General features: G+C 69.2%; 19 protein-coding genes. 10 read left to right on the top strand and 9 right to left on the bottom strand.

The window, feature by feature from the left end; all coding sequences use genetic code 11:
* Nucleotides 1–20: 20 nt before the first annotated feature.
* From sigM to trxA, 4 genes are all read left to right on the top strand, one after another.
* Nucleotides 21–734 carry an RNA polymerase sigma factor SigM gene (sigM, locus tag MTF65_RS15280; RefSeq protein ID WP_243629235.1) on the top strand — a complete coding sequence of 238 codons (714 nt, stop codon included), beginning with the start codon at nucleotides 21–23 and terminating at the stop codon, nucleotides 732–734.
* Nucleotides 731–1,636, top strand: coding sequence for an anti-sigma factor (locus tag MTF65_RS15275; RefSeq protein ID WP_243629234.1), 906 nt, complete (start codon nucleotides 731–733; stop codon nucleotides 1,634–1,636). Before sigM ends, MTF65_RS15275 begins: the two co-directional genes overlap by 4 nt.
* Nucleotides 1,637–1,760: 124 nt before the next feature.
* Nucleotides 1,761–2,720, top strand: coding sequence for a thioredoxin-disulfide reductase (trxB, locus tag MTF65_RS15270; protein ID WP_243629233.1), 960 nt, complete (start codon nucleotides 1,761–1,763; stop codon nucleotides 2,718–2,720).
* 46 nt (nucleotides 2,721–2,766) lie between these two features.
* Complete coding sequence (gene trxA, locus MTF65_RS15265; protein ID WP_243629232.1) at nucleotides 2,767–3,108, top strand: thioredoxin; 342 nt, start codon at nucleotides 2,767–2,769, stop codon at nucleotides 3,106–3,108.
* A gap of 69 nt (nucleotides 3,109–3,177) precedes the next feature.
* On the opposite strand, the gene MTF65_RS15260 is transcribed toward trxA, so the two are convergent.
* From MTF65_RS15260 to rpmH, 9 genes are all read right to left on the bottom strand, one after another.
* Nucleotides 3,178–3,795 (bottom strand): GNAT family N-acetyltransferase, encoded by a 618-nt coding sequence (locus MTF65_RS15260; protein ID WP_243629231.1) that lies wholly within the window; start codon nucleotides 3,793–3,795, stop codon nucleotides 3,178–3,180.
* 111 nt (nucleotides 3,796–3,906) lie between these two features.
* Nucleotides 3,907–5,022, bottom strand: a complete 1,116-nt coding sequence (locus MTF65_RS15255) for a ParB/RepB/Spo0J family partition protein (RefSeq protein WP_243629230.1) — start codon at nucleotides 5,020–5,022, stop codon at nucleotides 3,907–3,909.
* Entirely contained in the window at nucleotides 5,019–6,119 is a 1,101-nt protein-coding gene (locus MTF65_RS15250) for a ParA family protein (protein WP_279399091.1), read from the bottom strand. The genes MTF65_RS15255 and MTF65_RS15250 overlap by 4 nt, the downstream gene beginning before the upstream one ends.
* A 254-nt stretch (nucleotides 6,120–6,373) precedes the next feature.
* Nucleotides 6,374–7,090: a 16S rRNA (guanine(527)-N(7))-methyltransferase RsmG gene (rsmG, locus tag MTF65_RS15245; protein WP_243629229.1), complete on the bottom strand. Its 717-nt coding sequence runs from the start codon at nucleotides 7,088–7,090 to the stop codon at nucleotides 6,374–6,376.
* Nucleotides 7,091–7,192: 102 nt separating this feature from the next.
* Nucleotides 7,193–7,705, bottom strand: coding sequence for a R3H domain-containing nucleic acid-binding protein (locus MTF65_RS15240; protein ID WP_243629228.1), 513 nt, complete (start codon nucleotides 7,703–7,705; stop codon nucleotides 7,193–7,195).
* Nucleotides 7,706–7,720: 15 nt separating this feature from the next.
* Complete coding sequence (yidC, locus tag MTF65_RS15235) at nucleotides 7,721–8,827, bottom strand: membrane protein insertase YidC (protein ID WP_243629227.1); 1,107 nt, start codon at nucleotides 8,825–8,827, stop codon at nucleotides 7,721–7,723.
* A 3-nt stretch (nucleotides 8,828–8,830) separates the two neighbouring features.
* On the bottom strand, nucleotides 8,831–9,112 hold the full coding sequence (gene yidD, locus MTF65_RS15230; protein ID WP_075970728.1) for a membrane protein insertion efficiency factor YidD: 282 nt from the start codon (nucleotides 9,110–9,112) through the stop codon (nucleotides 8,831–8,833).
* The gene (gene rnpA, locus MTF65_RS15225; RefSeq protein WP_243629226.1) at nucleotides 9,109–9,483 is read right to left on the bottom strand and encodes a ribonuclease P protein component; all 375 of its coding nucleotides are present in this window, start codon (nucleotides 9,481–9,483) and stop codon (nucleotides 9,109–9,111) included. The genes yidD and rnpA overlap by 4 nt, the downstream gene beginning before the upstream one ends.
* 21 nt (nucleotides 9,484–9,504) lie before the next feature.
* Nucleotides 9,505–9,642: a 50S ribosomal protein L34 gene (gene rpmH, locus MTF65_RS15220; protein WP_008741645.1), complete on the bottom strand. Its 138-nt coding sequence runs from the start codon at nucleotides 9,640–9,642 to the stop codon at nucleotides 9,505–9,507.
* A gap of 359 nt (nucleotides 9,643–10,001) precedes the next feature.
* Between rpmH and dnaA the strand changes: the two genes are divergently transcribed.
* The 6 genes from dnaA (at nucleotide 10,002) to gyrB (ending at nucleotide 19,019) form a co-directional block, all read left to right on the top strand.
* A complete protein-coding gene (dnaA, locus tag MTF65_RS15215) occupies nucleotides 10,002–11,762 on the top strand; it encodes a chromosomal replication initiator protein DnaA (protein ID WP_243629225.1) in 1,761 nt (586 codons plus the stop codon).
* A gap of 894 nt (nucleotides 11,763–12,656) precedes the next feature.
* Nucleotides 12,657–13,787, top strand: coding sequence for a DNA polymerase III subunit beta (gene dnaN, locus MTF65_RS15210; protein WP_243629224.1), 1,131 nt, complete (start codon nucleotides 12,657–12,659; stop codon nucleotides 13,785–13,787).
* A 203-nt stretch (nucleotides 13,788–13,990) separates the two neighbouring features.
* Nucleotides 13,991–14,866, top strand: coding sequence for a phosphogluconate dehydrogenase (NAD(+)-dependent, decarboxylating) (gene gnd, locus MTF65_RS15205; protein WP_243629223.1), 876 nt, complete (start codon nucleotides 13,991–13,993; stop codon nucleotides 14,864–14,866).
* 86 nt (nucleotides 14,867–14,952) lie between these two features.
* Nucleotides 14,953–16,089 (top strand): DNA replication/repair protein RecF, encoded by a 1,137-nt coding sequence (gene recF / locus MTF65_RS15200; protein ID WP_243629222.1) that lies wholly within the window; start codon nucleotides 14,953–14,955, stop codon nucleotides 16,087–16,089.
* Nucleotides 16,086–16,658: a DUF721 domain-containing protein gene (locus MTF65_RS15195; protein ID WP_374207234.1), complete on the top strand. Its 573-nt coding sequence runs from the start codon at nucleotides 16,086–16,088 to the stop codon at nucleotides 16,656–16,658. Before recF ends, MTF65_RS15195 begins: the two co-directional genes overlap by 4 nt.
* Before the next feature lie 339 nt (nucleotides 16,659–16,997).
* The gene (gyrB, locus tag MTF65_RS15190) at nucleotides 16,998–19,019 is read left to right on the top strand and encodes a DNA topoisomerase (ATP-hydrolyzing) subunit B (RefSeq protein ID WP_243629413.1); all 2,022 of its coding nucleotides are present in this window, start codon (nucleotides 16,998–17,000) and stop codon (nucleotides 19,017–19,019) included.
* Nucleotides 19,020–19,054 lie beyond the last annotated feature (35 nt).

Raw genomic sequence — 19,054 nt, 5'->3', positions numbered from 1 at the left:
ACCAGGGGAGGGGCTCACCGTTGGACGACGCCGCAACCGGCGGCCACAGCGACCAGGAACTCCTGGCCCTGCACGCCGCCGGAGACCCCGACGCCTTCGGTGAGCTCGTACGCCGCCACCGGGACAGGCTGTGGGCCGTCGCCCTGCGCACCCTGGGCGACCGCGAGGAAGCGGCCGACGCCGTTCAGGACGCCCTCGTCTCCGCCTACCGGGCCGCCCACAGCTTCCGCGGCGAATCCGCCGTCACCACGTGGCTGCACCGCATCACCGTCAACGCCTGCCTCGACCGGGCCCGCAAGACGGCCTCCCGCAAGACCTCGCCCCTGGACGACACAGAGCGCCTGGAGCGCCTCCTGGAGCCTCACGAATCCGCGGAGGCGCCCGCGGAACGCCAGGACCTCCACCGCCAGCTCCTGGCCGCCCTCGGCACCCTGCCGGCCGAGCAGCGGGCCGCGCTCATCCTCGTCGACATGCAGGGGTACCCCGTCGCCGAAGCGGCCCGCGTCCTCGATGTGCCCGTCGGAACCGTGAAGAGCCGGTGCGCGCGAGGCCGGGCGAAGCTCCTCCCGATGCTCACCCATCTACGCACGAATGCCGGGGATAACACCGCCACCGAGCGGGGAAGGAACCGGACGCCGGGGACGTCCGTCCCATCAGCGGAAAGCGCCATGCATGCGGCCCCGTTCCCGGCCCCAGACCCAGACGCTGTGAAGGGCGGAGGTGGACGAACGTGACTCCCACAACCGGCACGATCCGGCACCCGGACGTCTCGGAAATCTCCGAACTGACCGAGGGGCTCCTCTCCCCCGTCCGCACGGCCGAAGTGCGCCGCCACCTCGGCGACTGCGCCCTGTGCGCCGACGTCCAGGCCTCCCTCGAAGAGATCCGCGCGCTCCTCGGCACCCTCCCGGGCCCGCCGCGGATGCCCGCCGACATCGCCGGGCGCATCGACGCGGCTCTCGCCGCCGAGGCACTCCTCGACGCCACCACCCACCGTGCCGAGACCGCACCCGCCGGGCAGCCCGCCGTCGGTGGCACGGGATCCGCTGGATCCGGCGTCCACCGGCCCGCCGGTCACCCGGTCGGAGCAACCGGCCCTGGCCGCCGCCGCGCCCGCCGCCGTATCGCCCTCGCCACCGGCCTCGCCGGCGCCGCGGCCTTCGCCCTGGCCGTCTTCCTGCTCAACGGCCCCTCCGGCCCGCCCGCCCACGACACCGCCACCCGGGGCAGATCCGACAGCGGCGCCGCCCAGCCCTCGGCCGACACGTACAGCGCCCAGGGTCTGCGGAGCAGCGTCCAGCAGCTGCTCGCCTCCGCGGAAGGCGCCAAGACCACCACCACAGAGGGCAACAACACGTACGGGATGGAGAACACCCCACCCGCTGCCGGGATCGCGCCCCAAGACCGCCTGGCCTCCGCGCTGCCACCCTGCGTGCAAGAGGCCACCGGCCGTCCGGACACACCGCTCGCCACCGAACGCGGCGGCTACCAGGGCATCCCCGTATACCTCGTCGTCCTCCCCCACCCCGGCGACCCCGCCCGTGTGGACGCCTACCTCGTCGACGCCGACTGTGTGAACAGCACCACGACGGCCCCCGGAAAGCCTCTGCTGACCAGCACCTACCCGCGAAGCTGACCCGATCGGGGCCGCACGCGGACAAGTGGGGAATGTGCGCGCCGTAGGATCCGTTGGGTGGGGTGAGAGTCCGCACCGGCCTCCGATAGGCAGCACGCAGTCCGCAGAGACGAGGAAAAAACCCGTGAGCGACGTACGAAACGTGATCATCATCGGCTCCGGGCCGGCCGGTTACACGGCCGCCCTGTACACCGCACGCGCTTCGCTCAAGCCCCTGGTCTTCGAAGGTGCCGTCACCGCCGGCGGCGCGCTGATGAACACCACCGAGGTCGAGAACTTCCCCGGGTTCCAGGACGGCATCATGGGTCCGGACCTCATGGACAACATGCGCGGCCAGGCCGAGCGTTTCGGTGCGGAGCTGATCCCTGACGACGTCGTCTCCGTGGACCTCACCGGCGACATCAAGACCGTCACCGACACCGCCGGCACCGTGCACCGCGCCAAGGCCGTCATCATCACCACCGGCTCCCAGCACCGCAAGCTCGGCCTGCCCAACGAGGACGCCCTCTCCGGCCGCGGCGTCTCCTGGTGCGCGACCTGCGACGGGTTCTTCTTCAAGGACCAGGACATCGCCGTGGTCGGCGGCGGCGACACCGCCATGGAAGAGGCGACCTTCCTCTCCCGGTTCGCCAAGAGCGTCACCATCGTCCACCGCCGCGACAGCCTTCGCGCCTCCAAGGCCATGCAGGACCGCGCCTTCGCCGACCCGAAGATCAAGTTCGCCTGGGACAGCGAGGTCGCCGAGATCCACGGCGAGCAGAAGCTCACCGGTCTCACCCTGCGCAACACCAAGACCGGCGAAACCTCCGCGCTGCCCGTGACCGGCCTCTTCATCGCCGTCGGCCACGACCCGCGCACGGAGCTGTTCACCGGCCAGCTGCAGCTGGACGAGGAGGGCTACCTCAAGGTCGACGCCCCCTCCACCCGCACCAACCTCACCGGTGTCTTCGGCGCCGGCGACGTCGTCGACCACACCTACCGTCAGGCCATCACCGCCGCCGGCACCGGCTGCTCCGCCGCCCTGGACGCGGAGCGTTTCCTCGCCGCCCTCGCGGACGCCGAGCACGCCCACGCGACTGTCTGACCCCCCAGATCCCCACACCACACCCCGCAGGAAGAAGGAGGCCGCTGTGGCCGGCACCCTCAAGAACGTGACCGACGCTGACTTCGACACCGAGGTCCTCGCCAGCGACAAGCCCGTGCTGGTGGACTTCTGGGCCGAATGGTGCGGCCCGTGCCGCCAGATCGCGCCGTCCCTGGAGGCCATCGCGGCCGAGTACGGCGACCAGATCGAGATCGTCAAGCTCAACATCGACCAGAACCCGGCCACGGCTGCCAAGTACGGCGTCATGTCCATCCCGACCCTGAACGTGTACCAGGGCGGAGAGGTCACCAAGACCATCGTCGGTGCCAAGCCGAAGGCTGCCATCCTGCGCGACCTCGCGGGCTTCGTCGAGGTCAAGACCGCCTGACGAACCTGCGGTTGTTTCACGTAAAACGGGGCCACCCCATCCCGGGGCGGCCCCGTTCGCGCATCCCGCTCACAGCGGACGCAGCGCCGGTTCCTTCCGCGCCGCGCCCAGCAGCCGGTCCAGCGCCAGCTCCACGTCTTCCTTCCACGACAGCGTCGACCGCAACTCCAGCCGCAACCGCGGATGCACCGGATGGGGCCGCACCGTCTTGAAGCCCACCGACAGCAGGTGGTCCGCCGGCAGCAGACACGCCGGGCCCTCCCACCGTGCGTCGCCGAACGCCTCGATTGCGCGGAAGCCGCGCCTCAGCAGATCCTTCGCCACCGTCTGGACCATCACCCGCCCCAGTCCCTGGCCCTGATAGCCCGGCATGATCCATGCCGTGATCAGCTGCACCGCGTCAGGAGAGACCGGGCTGGTCGGAAACGCCGTCGACCGGGGCACGTACGCGGGCGGCGCGTAGAGGACGAACCCCACCGGGACCTCGTCCACATAGACCACCCGGCCGCACGAGCCCCACTCCAGAAGGACGGCGGAGATCCACGCCTCCTTCTCCAGCTCCGAAGTACCCGCCTTCACGGCGGCCTCTCCACTGACGGGATCCAGCTCCCAGAACACACAGGAGCGGCAACGCCGAGGCAGGTCCTGGAGGTTGTCCAGCGTGAGTGGTACCAGCCGACGACCCATGACCGCATCGTATCCAGAGCTCGAATCAGGCGAAACCGCAGCACGGCAAAGGGGCGGACCGTACCGGCTCCCACCGGCACGACCCGCCCCTCGGGCCGGCACTTCCAGGCGTCACTCCCCGGAAAGACCCTGTTCCAGCACCCTGCCCTCGCCCGGCGCCAGGGTTCCCAGAATCCGTTCCAGATCCTCCATCGACGCGAACTCGACGGTGATCTTGCCCTTCTTCTGGCCCAGATCCACCTTCACCCGCGTCTCGAACCGGTCGGACAGCCGGGTCGCCAGCTGGCTGAGCGCCGGGGCCACCCGGGCACCCGCCCGCGGGCCCTTCGGCTTCACCACACTCGAAGGCTCCGACGCCATCAGCGCCACGATCTCCTCGACCGCACGCACCGACAGCCCCTCGGCCACGATCCGGTGCGCCAGCTTGTCCTGCGCCTCGGAATCATCGACCGACAGCAGCGCCCTCGCGTGCCCCGCCGACAGCACACCCGCCGCCACCCGCCGCTGCACCGACGCGGACAGCTTCAGCAGGCGCAAGGTGTTCGACACCTGCGGGCGCGAACGCCCGATCCGGTCGGCCAGCTGGTCATGCGTGCAGTTGAAGTCCCGCAGCAGCTGGTCGTACGCGGCCGCCTCCTCCAGCGGATTCAGCTGTGCCCGGTGCAGGTTCTCCAAGAGCGCGTCCAGCAGCAGCTTCTCGTCGTCCGTGGCACGGATGATCGCCGGAATTCGCTCCAGCCCGACCTCCCGGCACGCACGCCACCGCCGCTCGCCCATGATGAGCTCATAGCGACCCGGCGCCGACTGCCGCACCACCACCGGCTGAAGCAGACCCACCTCCTGGATGGAGGTCACCAGCTCCGCCAGCGCGTCTTCGTCGAACACCTCTCGCGGCTGCCGCGGGTTCGGCGTGATCGCGTCCATCGGAAGCTCCGCGAACGTCGCTCCCGCCACCTCGTTGACCTCCGGCGCGGCCGGCTCCGGCTCGCCCACCGCCGCGTCCCCGGTCAATGTTTCACGTGAAACACTGCCGGCAACCGCTGGGGATGCCCCCAGCTGCGCCAGCGAAGCGAGCTTCGCCGCCGCGATCCCACGCTCCGACGTCAACACCGGCACCGCCGACGGGGACGTGGATGCCGCACCCATCGTCTGCGGCGTCTGCTCCTGGGGAGCGGCGGGAATCAGCGCGCCGAGCCCCCGCCCCAGACCCCTACGTCGCTCACTCACTGGATCCCCTCCGCCATACTCTGCGTGCTGTTCACGCCCGCGCCCAGATGGGCCTGCGAGGCGTCGTACGAAATTCCGGCCCCCCGCAGCGCGATCTCCCGCGCCGCTTCGAGGTAGGACAGGGAACCACTGGAACCCGGGTCATAGGTGAGCACCGTCTGCCCGTAGCTCGGCGCCTCCGAGATGCGCACCGACCGCGGAATGCTCGTGCGCAGCACCTCCTTGCCGAAGTGGGTGCGCACCTCCTCCGCCACCTGGGAGGCCAGCCGCGTCCTGCCGTCGTACATCGTCAGCAGGATCGTCGAGACGTGCAGCGTCGGGTTCAGGTGCGCCCGCACCAGATCGACGTTGCGCAGCAGCTGTCCCAGACCTTCCAGCGCGTAGTACTCGCACTGGATCGGGATCAGCACTTCCGCGCCCGCCACGAGAGCGTTCACCGTCAGCAGCCCCAGCGAAGGCGGGCAGTCGATCAGGATGTAGTCCAGCGGCTGCTGATACGCCTGGATCGCCCGCTGCAGCCGGCTCTCCCGCGCCACCAGCGACACCAGCTCGATCTCCGCACCCGCCAGATCGATCGTGGCCGGAGCGCAGAACAGGCCTTCCACATCCACTACTGGCTGGACGACCTCCAGGAGCGGACGACTGTCCACGAGCACGTCGTAGATCGACGGCACATCCGCGTGGTGGTCGATACCCAGCGCCGTGGAGGCGTTGCCCTGCGGGTCGAGGTCGACCACCAGGACCCGCGCCCCGTGCAGGGCCAGCGAGGCCGCCAGATTCACGGTCGTCGTGGTCTTGCCCACGCCGCCCTTCTGGTTGGCCACCACGATGACCCGGGTTGCCGCCGGTCGTGGCAGGCCCTCGCCGGCACGGCCCAGCGCCTCGACCGCCACCTGGGCGGCTCGGCCGATCGGGGTGTCATTGTCTACAAGGGGTTCCACAAGGGGCGGAGACGATGTTTCACGTGAAACATCGTCTCCCGCCGATTCAGAGCGGGGACCGGGGACCGGATCGGCCATCGGCCCCGCGAGGTTGGCGTCGGACCGCACGGTGTCACTCTCCTCGACAGCAGGCTCGCGATGAACAGAGCCTGCCATGTCACCGGGGTCGCGAACCAGCGGGGCCCGTACTCCTGTGGATGAATCCACCGATGTGGACAACTCCGTCCCCCCTGTCTCCTTGTGGTGACGCGGGGACGCAGCCACGCGACCGCGGCTGATGATTCCGTGCAGCAGAGAGCGACGTTTCACGTGAAACACGATGCCCGGGCGGAGTCATCCGCCCGCTACGACACTCCGAAATCCATACCTATAGGGCGCAACAGGCCCCTCGTCCCAAGGGAACAGGGGTGTCAACGGCGTCGGCGCGTACGGCTCACCCGAGCCGCCTTGGCCCGCTTCGCCGCGAAGCGCACGCCGCCGGGGCTCTCGCCGACCTCGACCCGCACCACCGTGGACAGCGGGTCCACGACGCCCTCGCCCACATGCAGCACCGAGGTCTTCACCACACCGAGCTTCGTCAGCGCGGCCTTCGCCGCCACCAGCTCCTCCTCGGCGGTGTCGCCCTTCAGAGCCAGCATCTCGCCGTAAGGACGCAGCAGCGGCACACCCCAGCCGGCCAGCCGGTCCAGCGGGGCCACGGCCCGCGCCGTGACCACGTGCACCGGCGGCAGCGTGCCCAGGACCTCCTCGGCACGACCACGCACCACCGTGACATGGTCCAGGCCCAGCAGCTCCACGACCTCCTGGAGGAAATTCGTCCGCCGCAGCAGCGGTTCCAGCAGCGTGATCTTCAGATCGCGTCGCACCAGGGCCAGCGGGATGCCGGGCAGGCCGGCGCCCGAGCCCACATCGCACACGGTGACGCCCTCGGGCACCACCTCCGACAGCACCGCGCAATTCAGCAGGTGCCGCTCCCACAGGCGCGGAACCTCACGCGGCCCGATCAGGCCCCGCTGGACTCCCGCATCCGCCAGCAGCTCCGCGTACCGCACAGCTTCCGGGAAAAATTCACCGAACACCGCGCGCGCCTCGTCAGGCGCCGGGGGAAGCTCTGCTGCCTCCGTCACGGGGACCGTCCTTCCGTACAGAACCGATGGTGTCGTCAAGCCAGGCTTACAAACATCGGCCCCGCCTGCGATCCAGACGGGGCCGACCACACACACGTCCGGTCAGGCCGGGAGCACCACGACGAAGCGCTGCGGCTCCTCGCCCTCGGACTCGCTCTTCAGACCGGCGGCCGCCACGGCGTCGTGGACGACCTTGCGCTCGAACGGCGTCATCGGAGCGAGCTTCAGCGGCTCACCCGAGGCCTTCACGTCCGCCGCGGCCTGGGTGCCCAGCGCCGTCAGCTCCTCGCGCTTCTTGGCGCGGAACCCGGCGATGTCCAGCATCAGGCGGCTGCGGTCCCCGGTCTCCCGGTGCACGGCGAGGCGGGTCAGCTCCTGCAGAGCCTCCAGAACCTCGCCGTCGCGGCCCACGAGCTTCTGCAGGTCGCGGCCGGCGGAGTCACTGACGATCGACACCGCGGCCCGGTCGGCCTCGACGTCCATGTCGATGTCGCCGTCCAGGTCGGCGATGTCCAGCAGACCCTCGAGGTAGTCGGCCGCGATCTCGCCCTCCTGCTCGAGGCGGGTCAGGGTGTCGCCACTCTCAGCGGCGGCGGTGGTGGTGCCTTCCGTCACGGGAGGGACTCCTTCTTACTTCTTGGAGGGCTTGCTGGGGGGCGTCTGACGCTTCGACTTCGACTGCCGCTTGGGCTGCTGCCGCTTCGTGGCGACACCACCGCTCGCCGCGTCGGCGTCGGCGGTGGCCTCAGAACTCTTGGTCACGGAACCGTCCGCCTGGGCGGCCATACCCTGCTTCGCCAGCGACGTGATGAACTTGCGCTCGTTGTCGTTGCGGTCCGGACCCTTGGCCACGATCGCGGCGACGATCTTCTTCTTGCCCCGGCCCTTCAGCTCACCGTGCGAGGTGATCGACTTCAGGAGGCGGGTCAGGTACTGGTCCTGCGCCTTGCTGCCCGGCGTCGGGTTCTGGTTGATCACGTACATCTGCTGGCCCATGGTCCACACGTTCGTGGTCAGCCAGTAGACGAGGACACCGACGGGGAAGTTGATGCCCATGACCGCGAAGATCACGGGGAAGATGTACATCAGCATCTTCTGCTGCTGCATGAACGGCGTCTTGACCGACAGGTCGACGTTCTTCTGCATCAGCTGACGCTGGGTGTAGAACTGCGACAGCGACATCAGAATGATCATGACGGCGGTCACGATGCGCACATCGGTGATCGAGGCGCCCAGGGCGGCGACCTCCGCGGCGCTGTCCATGAACTTGGAGGCCAGCGGGGCCCCGAAGATGTGGGCCTCACGCGCGCTGGCCAGCAGCGGACCGTCGATGTAGCCGATCTCTTTGCCGCTGGCGATGCTCGCCAGCACGCTGTAGAGCGCGAAGAAGAACGGGGACTGCGCCAGGATGGGAAGACACGAGGAGAGCGGGTTGGTACCCGTCTCCTTGTACAGCTTCATCATCTCTTCGGACTGACGCTGCTTGTCGTTCTTGTAGCGCTCCTGGATCACCTTCATCTTCGGCTGGAGCGCCTGCATACCCCGCGTCGCCTTGATCTGCTTCACGAAGAGCGGGATCAGACAGATACGGATAAGGATCACCAGGGACACGATGGACAGGCCCCAGGCCCACCCACTGTCCGCCCCGAAGATCGCCCCGTACAGCGTGTGGAACTGGACGATGATCCACGAGACGGGTGTGGTGATAAAGCTGAACAGACTGGCAATCGTGTCCACTAATCAGGCTCCTTGAGCATTGCGAGATCTACGCAACGCACTGCGCAGCTGCTCGTGCCAACGCGGGCGTTTCCGGGGTGGGACATGATCCACACCACCCGGGGACCACGGATTGCACCGCAGGATCCGCCAGGCGGTCAGAACCGTCCCCTTCACCGCACCATGCCGGTCGATGGCCGTGTACCCGTAGTGCGAGCACGACGGGTAGTAGCGGCACACCGGGCCGAGCAGCGGACTGATCGTCCACTGGTACAGCTTGATCAAAGCGAGCAGCGGGTACTTCATCGAGCCGGGCCTCCCAGCAGCCGCGCCAAGGCGGCGTCCAGGTCACGGGCCAGCTCGTCGAGGCCGGCATCACCCGCTCCGGGCAGAGCCCGCACCACCACCAGGCTACCGGCGGGCAGCTGAGGCAGCCGCTCCCGGACGAGATGCCGCAAGCGGCGCTTCACCCGGTTACGTACGACAGCGATGCCGACAGCCTTGCTGACGACGAAACCCGCACGCGTCGAGGGATCGATCTCCCCCGACTCGTGCGGGTCCGTTGCACCGCTTGTACGTAGGTGGACGACGAGGAGCGGGCGACCTGCCCGCCGGCCTCGGCGTACCGCACTCGCGAAGTCCTCGCGCCGCCTCAGCCGATTCTCGGGAGACAGCACGACGTCACGACCTGCGCGTGGTTACGCGGAAAGGGCGGCGCGGCCCTTGCCACGACGGTTCGCGAGAATCGCGCGACCGGCACGGGTACGCATCCGCAGGCGGAAGCCGTGGGTCTTGGCACGACGGCGGTTGTTCGGCTGGAAGGTGCGCTTGCTCACTCGGGGGCTCCAGAGAATGAATCGTTGTGGCGGGACATCGCCTGGCTGTCACCGTGCGCCCACGAGGAAACTCGCGTGTTCGCCCGAGTGGCACCGCTAAACGATCACTAATAGTGATCTTCGCCCATCGGTAGGCAGGCGGCAGCAGCCATCGACAACTCGACCTCGTTACGGTACGCGCGGCTACGCCATCCGGTCAAACCGAGCCCTGCGTGCCCCACACTGTGCACAGGCTGTGGACAACGACTTGAACCGTACCCGCCAGCCTGACTACCGTTGCCTGATCCCGGATTCTTTTGTCCCGACCGTCCCAAAGAACCACACATTCGTGGGACGGGACCTGTGAGAGAGCGTGCTCTGTGGCTGACGTACCTGCCGATCTTGCCGCAGTGTGGCCACGGGTGCTGGAAAAGCTCCTCGGGGAGGGCCAGCAAGGGATCGAGCCCAAGGACAAGCAGTGGGTCGAACGCTGCCAGCCCCTGGCCCTCGTCGCCGACACCGCACTGCTCGCCGTCCCCAATGAATGGGGCAAGCGCGTCCTCGAAGGCCGCCTCGCCCCCCTCATCAGCGACGCCCTCAGCCGGGAATGCGGACGCCCCATCCGGATCGCCATCACGGTGGACGACTCCGCCGGCGAACCCGCGCACCCGGCCCCGCCCGCCCCCTCACAGCGCGACGCCTACGAGACGTACGGCGGCCAGCGCCCCGGCCACACGGGCCCCACGGACGACCAGCTCCCCACGGCGCGCCCCGCCTACCCGGACTACCAGCAGCCGCGCCCCGAGCCCGGCGCCTGGCCCCGCGGCGGCCAGCAGGACGACTACGGCTGGCAGCAGCCCCGCCTCGGCGGCTTCCCCGAGCGTGACCCCTACGCCTCCCCGGCGCCGGGCTACCTCCAGCAGCCCGAGCCGGGCGGCTACGACCAGGGCGGCTACGAGCAGCAGTACGAGCAGTCCGGGTACGAACCCCAGCAGTCCCGCCCGTACGAACAGCAGCAGTACGAGCAGCCGGCCCCGCGCCCCGCGCCCGGCCGGCCCGGGCCGCCCCCGGCCCCCTCCGGCGGCTCCACCTCGGGCCCGCTGGAGCCGACCGCCCGGCTGAACCCCAAGTACCTCTTCGACACCTTCGTCATCGGCGCCTCCAACCGCTTCGCGCACGCCGCCGCGGTGGCCGTCGCCGAGGCGCCCGCGAAGGCGTACAACCCCCTCTTCATCTATGGGGAGTCGGGCCTCGGCAAGACGCACCTGCTGCACGCCATCGGGCACTACGCGCGGAGCCTCTACCCCGGCACCCGCGTGCGGTACGTGAGCTCCGAGGAGTTCACCAACGAGTTCATCAACTCCATCCGCGACGGCAAGGGCGACGCGTTCCGCAAGCGCTACCGCGAGATGGACATCCTGCTCGTCGACGACATCCAGTTCCTCGCGAGCAAGGAGTCGACGCAGGAGGAGTTCTTCCACACCTTCAATACGCTCCACAACGCCAACAAGCAGATCGTGCTCTCCTCCGACCGGCCGCCCAAGCAGCTCGTCACCCTGGAGGACCGGCTCCGCAACCGCTTCGAGTGGGGCCTGATCACCGACGTCCAGCCGCCCGAGCTGGAGACGCGTATCGCGATCCTGCGCAAGAAGGCCGTGCAGGAGCAGCTCAACGCCCCGCCGGAGGTACTGGAGTTCATCGCCTCCCGCATCTCGCGCAACATCCGCGAGCTGGAGGGGGCGCTGATCCGGGTCACGGCCTTCGCGAGCCTGAACCGGCAGCCGGTCGACCTGGGCCTGACCGAGGACGTCCTCAAGAACCTGATCCCGGGCGGCGAGGACAGCGCTCCCGAGATCACCGCCTCGGACATCATGGCCGCGACCGCCGACTACTTCGGACTGACGGTGGACGACCTGTGCGGCTCCTCGCGCAGCCGGGTCCTGGTCACCGCGCGGCAGATCGCCATGTACCTCTGCCGTGAGCTGACCGACCTCTCCCTGCCCAAGATCGGGGCGCAGTTCGGCGGTCGCGACCACACGACCGTCATGCACGCGGATCGCAAGATCCGCGCCCTGATGGCGGAACGCCGCTCCATCTACAACCAGGTCACGGAGCTCACCAACCGCATCAAGAACGGCTGACGCGGGCCGCGCGAGGGCCGTTGGGGGCCTTCAGCGGCCCCTTCAAAACGCTTCTCACAGGGCGCCCCCGGAGCACTTCGGGGGCGCCCTTCTTCGTCCTCACGCCCCTGACCTGTTCGAATACGCCCCCTGCGGAGCAACTCATCCACAGATTCGCCGACTTTCTTCCGTCCACAGCCTGGGGACGGGTTCCCTCACCCACAATCTGTCCACAGGCTTAAGGCTTGAGCTCCCATCAGACCTGGTCACCCCCCTGTGGAATTGTGCGCAAGCCTCATCCACAGCCTGTGGACAGAGAAAGTATCCACAGGCTCATCCACTCCTCTGTCCACCGCCGACCCACAGGTTCCCGCACCCTGTGCACAGGATCAGACGGCTTACCCACACCGTTGTCCACTGTTCGGCAACGATCCACCTCCTCTCACCGCCCCGAGTGAAAGCCGTCACACGGAAGTCGACGTTTGGGCTGTGGAGCACTGGGGAAAAGCTGGGGACGCAGCTGTGGAGTAACCCGGGTCACCTGGGGACAGCCTGTGCAGAACTTTTCGTTCTCCACAGGACACCCCGGTTGTCCACCGGTCCCACCCACAGGGTGTGGGGATAAAAAACGCGAGTTGACCTGCGAGAACGGGCTTATCCACCGTTTCCACAGGCCCTACTACTACCCCCATAGATAGTGAGACCGGTTTCGGTTTTAAAGCAGGTCCTGTGCACAACCCGGTGGGCAGCCCTCCCTGACACCTCGCTCCCGACTTGACCGCCGACAGCGACGACTGTCGGCGCCGTACGTCAGACTGGTCCCCGGCATCGAGGCCCGAGCCGGTTCCGGCACCGAGGCCCCGAGCCGACGACGAAGGCCGGCAGACGAGCGAGCAACAGCAGGAGGCGGTTCCGGTGAAGATCCGGGTGGAGCGCGACGTACTCGCGGAGGCGGTGGCCTGGACGGCCCGTAGCCTCCCGGCCCGGCCGCCGGTGCCCGTCCTCGCGGGCCTGCTGCTCAAGGCCGAGGACGGCCTGCTGAGCCTCTCCGGCTTCGACTACGAGGTCTCGGCCCGTGTCTCCGTCGAGGCGGACGTCGAGGAGGACGGCACGGTCCTGGTCTCCGGCCGGCTGCTCGCCGACATCTGCCGCGCCCTCCCCAACCGCCCCGTGGAGATTTCCACAGAGGGTGTACGGGTCGTCGTGGTCTGCGGCTCCTCGCGATTCACACTCCACACCCTGCCTGTGGAGGAATACCCGGCGCTGCCCCAGATGCCGACCGCGACCGGCACCGTGCCCGGCGAGGTCTTCGCCTCCGCCGCCGCCCAGGTCGCCATCGCCGCCGGTCGCGACGACACGCTGCCCGTGCTGACCGGTGTCCGCATCGAGATCGAGGGCGACCGCGTCACCCTCGCCTCCACCGACCGCTACCGCTTCGCGGTCCGCGAGTTCCTGTGGAAGCCGGAGAACCCGGACGCGTCCGCCGTGGCCCTGGTCCCCGCCAAGACGCTCCTGGACACCGCCAAGTCCCTGACCAGCGGTGACACCGTCACCCTGGCGCTTTCCGGCTCCGGCGCCGGTGAGGGACTCATCGGTTTCGAGGGCGCGGGCCGCCGCACCACCACCCGCCTCCTCGAAGGCGACCTGCCGAAGTACCGCACGCTCTTCCCGACGGAGTTCAACTCCATCGCCGTGATCGAGACCGCCCCGTTCGTCGAGGCCGTCAAGCGCGTGGCCCTCGTCGCCGAGCGCAACACCCCGGTCCGCCTGAGCTTCGAGCAGGGCGTGCTGATCCTGGAGGCCGGTTCCTCCGACGACGCACAGGCTGTGGAGCGCGTCGACGCCAAGCTGGAGGGCGACGACATCTCGATCGCCTTCAACCCGACCTTCCTGCTGGACGGCCTGAGCGCGATCGACTCGCCGGCCGCGCAGCTCAGCTTCACCAGCTCCACCAAGCCGGCGCTGCTCAGCGGCCGCCCGGCGGTCGACGCGGAGGCGGACGAGTCGTACAAGTACCTGATCATGCCGGTGCGCCTCTCCGGCTGACGCCTTCCCGTCGGGCCCGGTCTCGCAGGCTGCGGGCCGGGCCCGACGGCGTTCGCTCCCGGCCCGCGGATCCGCGGAGGAACGGCTCTGGAGCGCCCGTGGGGCCAGGCCCGGCAGCCGGGCGTAGTCTCGGGGGTCGGGGGTGTCCCCGGGTAGCAGGGGAACCCCGGCACAGACGGCCACAACGCTTAAGGAACCACCTGATGGAGCTTGGTCTCGTCGGTCTCGGCAAGATGGGCGGCAACATGCGCGAGCGCATCCGCCGCGCCGGCCACACCGTCATCGGATACGACCGCAACCCGGACCTCGCCGACGTCCACAGCCTTTCGGAGCTTGTGGACAGCCTGCAGGCCCCCCGCGTGGTGTGGGTGATGGTCCCGGCGGGTGCGGCGACGCAGTCCACCGTCGACGAGCTCGCGGAGCTGCTGTCCCCTGGCGACATCGTCGTCGACGGCGGCAACTCGCGCTGGACGGACGACGAGAAGCACGCGGCGGAGCTGGCGGCCAAGGGCATCGGCTTCGTCGACTGCGGTGTCTCCGGCGGCGTGTGGGGCCTGGAGAACGGCTACGCGCTGATGTACGGCGGCGAGAAGGAGCACGTCGCGGCCGTGCAGCCGGTCTTCGACGCCCTCAAGCCGGAGGGCGAGTTCGGCGCCGTGCACGCGGGCAAGGTCGGCGCCGGCCACTTCGCGAAGATGGTCCACAACGGCATCGAGTACGCCATGATGCAGGCCTACGCCGAGGGCTGGGAGCTTCTGGAGAAGGTGGACTCGGTCACCGACGTGCGCGAGGTGTTCCGGTCCTGGCAGGAGGGCACGGTCATCCGCTCCTGGCTGCTGGACCTCGCCGTGAACGCGCTGGACGAGGACGAGCACCTGGAGCAGCTGCGGGGCTTCGCGCAGGACTCGGGCGAGGGCCGCTGGACGGTGGAGGCGGCGATCGACAACGCCGTGCCGCTGCCCGCGATCACCGCTTCGCTGTTCGCGCGGTTCGCGTCCCGTCAGGACGACTCCCCGCAGATGAAGATGATCGCCGCACTGCGCAACCAGTTCGGCGGCCACGCGGTGGAGAAGAAGTAGCCGCCGCCCTCGGCGGCCGCACAGCGGTAGCGCAGTACAGCAGTACGGAAAAAGAGCAGCAGGAAGCCGGGGGAGGTCGGCGCCGTATGCATGTTTCGCATCTCTCACTGGCCGACTTCCGCTCGTACGCCCGGGCCGAGGTTCCCCTCGCCCCGGGCGTCACGGCTTTCGTGGGTCCGAACGGCCAGGGGAAGACGAACCTGGTCGAGGCCATCGGGTATCTGGCGACGCTGGGAAGCCACCGGGTGTCCTCGGACGCCCCCCTGGTACGGATGGGCGCGGACCGGGCGGTCATCCGCGCGGCCGTCACCCAGGGCGAGCGCCAGCAGCTGGTGGAGCTGGAGCTGAATCCGGGGCGGGCGAACCGCGCCCGGATCAACCGGTCGTCGCAGGTCAGGCCCAGGGACGTGCTGGGGATCATACGGACGGTGCTGTTCGCGCCGGAGGATCTGGCGCTGGTGAAGGGGGATCCGGGGGAACGGCGGCGGTTCCTCGACGAGCTGGTCACGGCGCGCTCGCCGCGGATGGCGGCGGTGCGCTCGGACTACGAGCGGGTGCTGAAGCAGCGGAACACGCTGCTGAAGTCGGCGGCGATGGCGCGCCGGCACGGCGGCCGCTCCATGGACCTCTCCACCCTCGACGTGTGGGACCAGCACCTCGCGCGCGTGGGCGCGGAGCTGCTGGCGCAGCGCCTCGACCTGATCGCGACGCTGCTGCCGCTCGCGGACAAGGCGTACGAGCAGCTCGCGCCCGGGGGCGGCCCGCTGGGGCTGGTGTACAAGTCGTCCGCGGGCGAGCCGGTGGACAGCGGCGCGGCGCGGACCCGGGAGGCGCTGTACGAGGCGCTGCTGGCGGCGCTGGCGGAGGTGCGCAAGCAGGAGATCGAGCGCGGTGTGACCCTGGTGGGTCCGCACCGGGACGATGTGCTGCTGCGGCTCGGGGAGCTGCCGGCGAAGGGGTACGCGAGCCACGGGGAGTCGTGGTCGTACGCGCTGGCGCTGCGGCTGGCCTCGTACGAGCTGCTGCGCTCGGAGGGCTCGGAGCCGGTGCTGATCCTGGACGACGTGTTCGCGGAGCTGGACGCGCGGCGCCGGGAGCGGCTGGCGGAGCTGGTGGCGCCGGGTGAGCAGGTACTGGTGACGGCGGCGGTGGACGATGACGTTCCGGCTGTGCTGGCGGGGGCGCGGTTCGGGGTGTCCGGCGGTGAGGTGACCCGGCTGTGAACGACAACGAGCGGGACCCGCGCACGGCCCCACAGGTTCCCCAGGCCCCCCAGGTTCCTCCGGCCACCGGCCGGGAGCCGTCCGGGGTCGATCTGGCCCGGCAGGCGCTGGCGGCCGCGCGGGAGCAGGCGCGGGCCCGGGGCAACGCGGCGAGCGGGAAGAAGCGGCAGCAGCACCCCGGGCTGCGTTCGGGCGCGCGCGCGGACGGCCGGGATCCGATGCCGTTGATGGCCGCGCTGGACCGGCTGCGGACGGAGCGCGGCTGGGAGATGCCGATGGCGGTGGCCGGTGTGATGGAGCGCTGGCCGGAGATCGTCGGCCCGGAGATCGCGGCGCACTGTGAACCGGACCGCTACGAGGACCGTGAGTTGGTCGTGCGGTGTGATTCCTCGGCGTGGGCGGCGCAGCTGAAGCTGCTGGCTCCGCAGCTGGTGGCGCGGCTGAACGCGGATCTGGGGCAGGGCACGGTACGGCTGATCAAGGTGCGGGGCCCTGGGGGCGGGCGGCCGAAGGGGTATGGGCCTTGGCGGGCGCCTGGGAGTACGGGGCCGGGGGACACGTACGGGTAGCAGCCCGGCTCCGCCGGGACCTGGGGCTCCGCCCCAGACCCCGCGCCTCAAACGCCGGCGAGGCTAGGAGCGGGTGGCGTCCCTCACCGTAGCCGGAGGTTGACAGGCCGAAGCGCTGGATGCCCGCGTGAGCCTCTTTGAGCCCCGCCCCGGATATGGGGAGTCGGAGAGTGCGGGTTCAGGGCGGCACATGCGGACTCAGGTACCGGCAAACCCCCATTCATGTCGGTGGTACCGGTAGACTGGAGGAAATCCCGCCCGTTCGCGGGATCACGCAGACAACGCAGATCGACGCGGCCGCTCCTCCGGCGCACACGCTGGTCCGGAGTACGGGCTGCGCTGTGCCAGAAAGGGCGCTTCGTGGCCGATTCCGGCGACTCCAACGAGAAGAATTACGACGCCAGTGCCATCCAGGTCCTCGAGGGCCTGGATGCCGTCCGCAAGCGGCCCGGTATGTACATCGGATCGACCGGCGAGCGCGGCCTGCACCACCTCGTGCAGGAGGTCGTGGACAACTCCGTCGACGAGGCCATGGCCGGGCACGCGGACACGATCGACGTGACGATCCTGGCCGACGGCGGCGTGCGCGTGGTCGACAACGGCCGAGGCATCCCGGTCGACATCGTGCCGTCCGAGGGCAAGCCGGCGGTCGAGGTCGTGCTCACGGTCCTGCACGCGGGCGGCAAGTTCGGCGGTGGCGGCTACGCCGTCTCCGGCGGTCTGCACGGTGTGGGCGTGTCCGTGGTGAACGCGCTGTCGTCGAGGGTCGCGGTCGAGGTCAAGCGTGACGGCCACCGCTGGACCCAGGACTACAAGCTGGGCGTCCCGACGGCCCCGCTGGCGAAGAACGAGGAGACCGACGAGCACGGCACGACCGTGACGTTCTGGGCCGACCCCGATGTCTTCGAGACCACCGAGTACTCCTTCGAGACGCTCTCGCGGCGCTTCCAGGAGATGGCCTTCCTGAACAAGGGCCTGACCCTGACGCTGACCGACGAGCGCGAGTCGGCGAAGGCCACGGTCGGCGCGGACGACCCGGACGCCGAGGCGGCCGAGCCCGCGGCGCGGACGGTCACGTACCACTACGAGGGCGGCATCGTCGACTTCGTGAAGTACCTCAACTCGCGCAAGGGCGAGATGATCCACCCGACCGTCATCGACGTCGAGACCGAGGACAAGGAGCGCCAGCTCTCGGTCGAGATCGCGATGCAGTGGAACTCGCAGTACACGGAGGGTGTCTACTCCTTCGCGAACACGATCCACACGCACGAGGGCGGCACCCACGAGGAGGGCTTCCGCGCGGCGCTGACCGGTCTGGTCAACCGCTACGCGCGCGACAAGAAGCTGCTGCGCGAGAAGGACGACAACCTCGCCGGCGAGGACATCCGCGAGGGTCTGACGGCGATCATCTCGATCAAGCTGGGCGAGCCGCAGTTCGAGGGCCAGACGAAGACCAAGCTGGGCAACACGGAGGCCAAGACCTTCGTGCAGAAGGTCGTCCACGAGCACCTCAACGACTGGTTCGACCGCAACCCGGTCGAGGCCGCGGACATCGTCCGCAAGTCGATCAACGCGGCCACGGCGCGCGTCGCGGCCCGCAAGGCCCGTGACCTCACCCGCCGCAAGGGTCTGCTGGAGAGCGCCTCGCTGCCGGGCAAGCTGTCCGACTGCCAGTCGAATGACCCGACGAAGTGCGAGATCTTCATCGTCGAGGGCGACTCGGCCGGTGGCTCCGCCAAGTCCGGCCGTAACCCGATGTACCAGGCCATCCTGCCCATCCGCGGCAAGATCCTGAACGTCGAGAAGGCGCGCATCGACAAGATCCTCCAGAACACCGAGGTCCAGGCGCTGATCAGTGCCTTCGGAACCGGTGTGCACGAGGACTTCAACATCGAGAAGCTCCGCTATCACAAGATCATCCTGATGGCGGACGCCGACGTCGACGGCCAGCACATCAACACCCTGCTGCTGACCTTCCTGTTCCGCTTCATGCGGCCGCTGGTCGAGGCGGGTCACGTCTACCTGTCGCGCCCGCCGCTCTACAAGATCAAGTGGGGCCGCGACGACTTCGAGTACGCGTACTCGGACCGTGAGCGCGACGCCCTGGTCGAGCTCGGCAAGCAGAACGGCAAGCGGATCAAGGACGACTCGGTCCAGCGCTTCAAGGGTCTGGGCGAGATGAACGCCGAGGAACTGCGCGTCACCACCATGGACGTGGACCACCGCGTGCTCGGCCAGGTCACCCTGGACGACGCGGCGCAGGCCGACGACCTGTTCTCGGTGCTGATGGGTGAGGACGTCGAGGCACGGCGCTCCTTCATCCAGCGCAACGCCAAGGACGTTCGCTTCCTCGACATCTGAGTCGGCTCAGCTGACCGCCTGAAAGGACTTCTGAC

The organism is Streptomyces sp. APSN-46.1 (genome assembly GCF_022815725.1).
Classification (GTDB): Bacteria; Actinomycetota; Actinomycetes; order Streptomycetales; family Streptomycetaceae; genus Streptomyces.
This window is presented reverse-complemented; position numbering and strand designations above follow the sequence as displayed.